Annotated in this window: 6 protein-coding genes; 4 read left to right on the top strand and 2 right to left on the bottom strand. The window is 34.1% G+C overall.

Features of this window, described 5'->3' with window-relative positions; all coding sequences use genetic code 11:
* Positions 1-47: 47 nt before the first annotated feature.
* The 4 genes from ACFWE9_RS26110 to ACFWE9_RS26125 all read left to right on the top strand — a co-directional run bounded on the left by ACFWE9_RS26110 (position 48) and on the right by ACFWE9_RS26125 (position 1,621).
* Positions 48-206 carry an aspartyl-phosphate phosphatase Spo0E family protein gene (locus tag ACFWE9_RS26110; protein ID WP_230156722.1) on the top strand — a complete coding sequence of 53 codons (159 nt, stop codon included), beginning with the start codon at positions 48-50 and terminating at the stop codon, positions 204-206.
* Between the two features lie 345 nt (positions 207-551).
* On the top strand, positions 552-746 hold the full coding sequence (locus ACFWE9_RS26115) for a hypothetical protein (protein ID WP_377359559.1): 195 nt from the start codon (positions 552-554) through the stop codon (positions 744-746).
* A gap of 63 nt (positions 747-809) precedes the next feature.
* Complete coding sequence (locus tag ACFWE9_RS26120; protein WP_377359561.1) at positions 810-965, top strand: DnaA N-terminal domain-containing protein; 156 nt, start codon at positions 810-812, stop codon at positions 963-965.
* A 41-nt stretch (positions 966-1,006) separates the two neighbouring features.
* A complete protein-coding gene (locus ACFWE9_RS26125) occupies positions 1,007-1,621 on the top strand; it encodes a hypothetical protein (protein WP_377359563.1) in 615 nt (204 codons plus the stop codon).
* Positions 1,622-1,894: 273 nt separating this feature from the next.
* Here the strand turns inward: ACFWE9_RS26125 and ACFWE9_RS26130 are convergent, their stop codons facing one another.
* Together ACFWE9_RS26130 and ACFWE9_RS26135 are read right to left on the bottom strand one after the other, a co-directional pair.
* Positions 1,895-2,239, bottom strand: coding sequence for a hypothetical protein (locus ACFWE9_RS26130; RefSeq protein ID WP_377359565.1), 345 nt, complete (start codon positions 2,237-2,239; stop codon positions 1,895-1,897).
* 575 nt (positions 2,240-2,814) lie between these two features.
* Positions 2,815-3,966 carry an FtsW/RodA/SpoVE family cell cycle protein gene (locus ACFWE9_RS26135; RefSeq protein WP_377359567.1) on the bottom strand — a complete coding sequence of 384 codons (1,152 nt, stop codon included), beginning with the start codon at positions 3,964-3,966 and terminating at the stop codon, positions 2,815-2,817.
* Positions 3,967-4,172 lie beyond the last annotated feature (206 nt).

Consider the following 4,172-nt stretch of genomic DNA (forward strand, 5'->3'; position numbering starts at 1 on the left):
ATTTATAATAAAAATGAAAGTACTTGAGGGATCTTGCATTGGAGAGTATGGAAGCATTACATGAAAAAATTGAGATATTGAGGAAAGAATTAATAACTACAGCATTCATATATGGATTTACTGCCCCAAAAACATTACATAAAAGTCAGGAACTAGATAAACTATTGAATTTACTAGGACACGGAAAAGAACCAATTGGTTTCTAACTGGTCTAAAAACAGAAATGAAACTCGATTGTTCACCCTACTGTAGATCTTCATGGGCTCAAGTTAACTTCAGGTAATATCACTCGGAATTCATGGGAAGGCTCTTTACTATTCACTGGGTAGTCCATGCAGCTGCTACTCCCTCACTAAATCACCTCCAACTCTTGTATTCTATTCTTGATAAAAAAGAGTACCACATCTTCTACAATTTGATAACTGAAAGTACCACTCCTTCATACATCTTACTACCCTCCCCTTCAAGTTTAAAATTCGTACTAGGACAAGAACAAAAAATGAGGCTATAATAAATAGATCGAAAAACCTTACAGCAAGGGGGGGATTAAAATGGATGGAAATGACAAATCTGAAGATACATTAATGAAGGAGTTACAAGAGCTTAAACTTTCACTTGAACATGAATTAAGACGTGCCACCACGATAATAGATCATTTAACACCAGAGGAAAAAGAAGCTGAACAACCGATTGAAGATGTCCAATTACATACGGAATCATCGGATGAACATGATGATTTATTCTAGTTAGTTAAAGTACAATTGCAGAAAAAGATCTCAAAGCCGAGTTATGAAACATGATTTAAAGATGTGTTCGTATCTTCGATTGAAAATGACAAAATGACATTAGTTGCACCTAATGAATTCGCTCGAGATTGGCTGGAGGAAAGGTACGCTGAATTAATAAAATCCTTGCTCAAAAATATAAATGGAAAAGATTACGCGATCCGGTTCATAGCGAAATAAGGGTACTCTTAAGGCTTTTCTAACATGGAGTTGAAAAATGAATGGATTTTGATGGTTTTTACAGCCCTGAAAATTGGATTGGCGGATTTTACGAACTTTCGATCGAATATCACCCATTTGGTGATAACAAAAGGGTAAATGAAGCACTTACTGCTTTGAGTAAAAGTAATTTCTTCAGTGAGATTTGGGAGGATAAAAAAGAGTATCAAAAGAATTCTGTATCACTACCATTTAATATTGAAGAGAACAGCGTTAACCAATTTTATGGAATCTTATATCTTCCAAATTCAAATGAACTACCTTGTGTGATTACCGTCACCAGAGTGAACGGCGAGTCAGATTGCTTAGAAATTGCCATACCTCAAGCTGCATTAGAACTGAAATACAAATACAAGTATCCCCTTATTATTGAATTAAATCCTTGGTTAAAGAAAATCGATGAACTATATACAAAGTTGGCTGAAACAATATATTGCCATGCACCCTTTGATTTGGCAATGTTAGGAGAAGAAATTTCGGGTTATACAAACCAAGAAGACATTACATATGAGGTTATGCAAAATATGACTTTTATACTTCCAAGCCGTTTACAAGAACGTCTTGGACTCCAAGGACATGGGAAAAAGCTCTCAAACCAACTGCGGAAATTTGACTAAGCTCTTCTTTTAGTTGTAAAAACAACAAAGGTTACAGCAAAAGTATACTTTCAATTATCCCCTCTTGCTATGTTTTCTCTCCGATATTTATAATATAAGAATCATTTCTTTTTTTGAACTAAGCATTCAATTTATTCTCTCAAATCAACATGTTAATGTTAATTAAAAGCATGAGCTCGGTAGATAACCGGGTTCATGCCCTCATGGCTGCCCAATAAATAAAATGTCTAACTTCTTCGGTTCACTGTGCCTTTGTAAGAGTTCTTTTTCCTCCTATATCTTACAGTCATATCTACTATGGTTAATAATAAAACAAACCATAAAATAGGATTTTTCAAGGAGATTCCTACAGTGGATTCCCCCCCCCAATAACGTTAATGCTCCTATTAGCACTAACATATAAAAAATAAATGCTGATTCTCCAATTAATGAATTTGTTTCACAATTTTTTTCAGTCTTTTGATTAATGACAATATAGATAATCGCTAATGAGATCATTCCAATTGTCAGTGCCGTTTTAGGACTGTCATTGAAAATGATATGAGGGAAATAATCAAAAATCATAAGAAAAGAAAATAATAAAAAGATACCTATTCTCAATAATATTTTCAAATTCATCTTATTCTCCATTTCCTCGATTTATTATTTCCCAAACCAGTAATTTGTTTATAGAGCATTAGTTACTACTTAATTGTAACATTCGTATAAAAATGTATCTATATTCATAGTGATTTTCAAAAAAAGATAGATTCCCGGGCTCAAAGAACTATAAATCAAAAATCGATTCTTAACTTATGATTTTATGAGTTAATCCAAACTGGGAATAGGTCTCGGTCAAGGAAATTTTAAGAAAGAAGTCGTTTTTTTTTGAAAGACGATTCTTTGACTGTTTCACTTAGACGTCATCAAAAACCCTACTTATTACGAGACTTCCGATAATTTCCAAATGTCTCATTTCCTCCTACATTTAAATGCTTTCATACTATTTGTTAAGCAATATCCTAGTTTTATTATTAAAAAAAAGACCAAGCAATGCTTGATCTTTTTGCTAACATTTCAATCCCGGCTAGAGTTAGTGTGAAAAGATCACATAGTTCTAACCATCCTTTTTAAGTTTAGGCAACTCTACTCTATCTAAATTAGTCATTTTTTCGTCTTTTAAATACATCCTGCAAGAAGCGCAAATATTTTTGTCACTCATTCGAAAACATATAATCCCTTTTTTTCAATGAAACATTCAATACCAAGCCAAGTCCCATCATAGTAGCCATCACCGAGCTCCCTCCATAGCTCATTAATGGCAGCGGAATTCCTGTGATAGGAATTAGACCGATGACCATTCCGATATTTTGAAATATGTGAAAAGTCAAGAAGGAGATGACTCCCACACAAATAAAAGATTCAAAAAATGTAGAATTCAGTGCAGTTGCAACGATTTTATAAATAATGAAGAAATAGAGGGAGATTAGCAAACTCGCTCCAATGAACCCAAATTCTTCAGCAACGATCGTAAATATAAAATCGGTATGTGCTTCAGGAATATATACATTGCTTTGATTGAAGCCTTTCCCTTCCGTCATACCTGAACCGATCGCTAATATGGATTGCTTCAATTGATAACCGATTCCTTGGCCATGACTAAATGGATCCAGCCAAGAATTAATCCTATCCAGTTGATAGCCATCCAGTAAGTTCAATAATAGATCAGGATCATACAAGTAGATGACTACCAAGGAACATACGATACTGACCACTAAAGCAACTACAGATGCTATCATCTTCCAATTAATCCCCGATACTAAAACGATTCCCATCGTGATGACGGCCATCACCAGGGAAGTACCAAAGTCATTTTGCAGTAGCGTTAAACCAATTGGTAAAGCTGCTATCACCCCCATTTTAAATAATAGTTTACAATCGGTGCCTATGTCCCCTACTGGAAACTTGTCTATATGTTTTGTCAGTATATAGGACAACATCAATATTAAAAATATTTTCATGAACTCGGATGGTTGTATGGAGCCTAATCCTGGAATTTCAATCCAAGATTTTGCCCCCTTCCGGACTGGGGCAATACTCTTTGGTCCTAATAAAACGAATAAAAGCAGGAAAATACCAAATGAGTATATATATGGAGTCAGTTTCATGATCGTCTCAAAATCAAAATAAAAAATGGCCAGCACAATCAGACCACTAATAACAAACCAGACAATTTGCTGCTTGAAATAATCTATATCAAGCTGTGCGTATTTTTGCGCACTGTATAAACTAACGCTGCTGAAAACCATCAGAATGATGATTAACATGGCTAGATTAGAATCAAAATAACTTTTTCGTTTAATCACAAAATCACCGAATCTTTCAATTTTTTTTCGTACGAAGCCAATCCTTCTTCTAACCTTTTACCTTACTTTCTCATTCAATCTTTTTCACTACAGGGATGATTTTTATGTTTCTCTTCATCACACCTCCATTCCATGACAAACCTCCTTTAAATGTTACCATTTTTTAGTGTGTTTGTTTTATTTTTTCTATTTTTTATATAAATATC

The sequence above is a fragment of the Peribacillus sp. NPDC060253 genome, assembly GCF_042727425.1.
In the GTDB taxonomy this organism is placed as follows: Bacteria; Bacillota; Bacilli; order Bacillales; family DSM-1321; genus Peribacillus.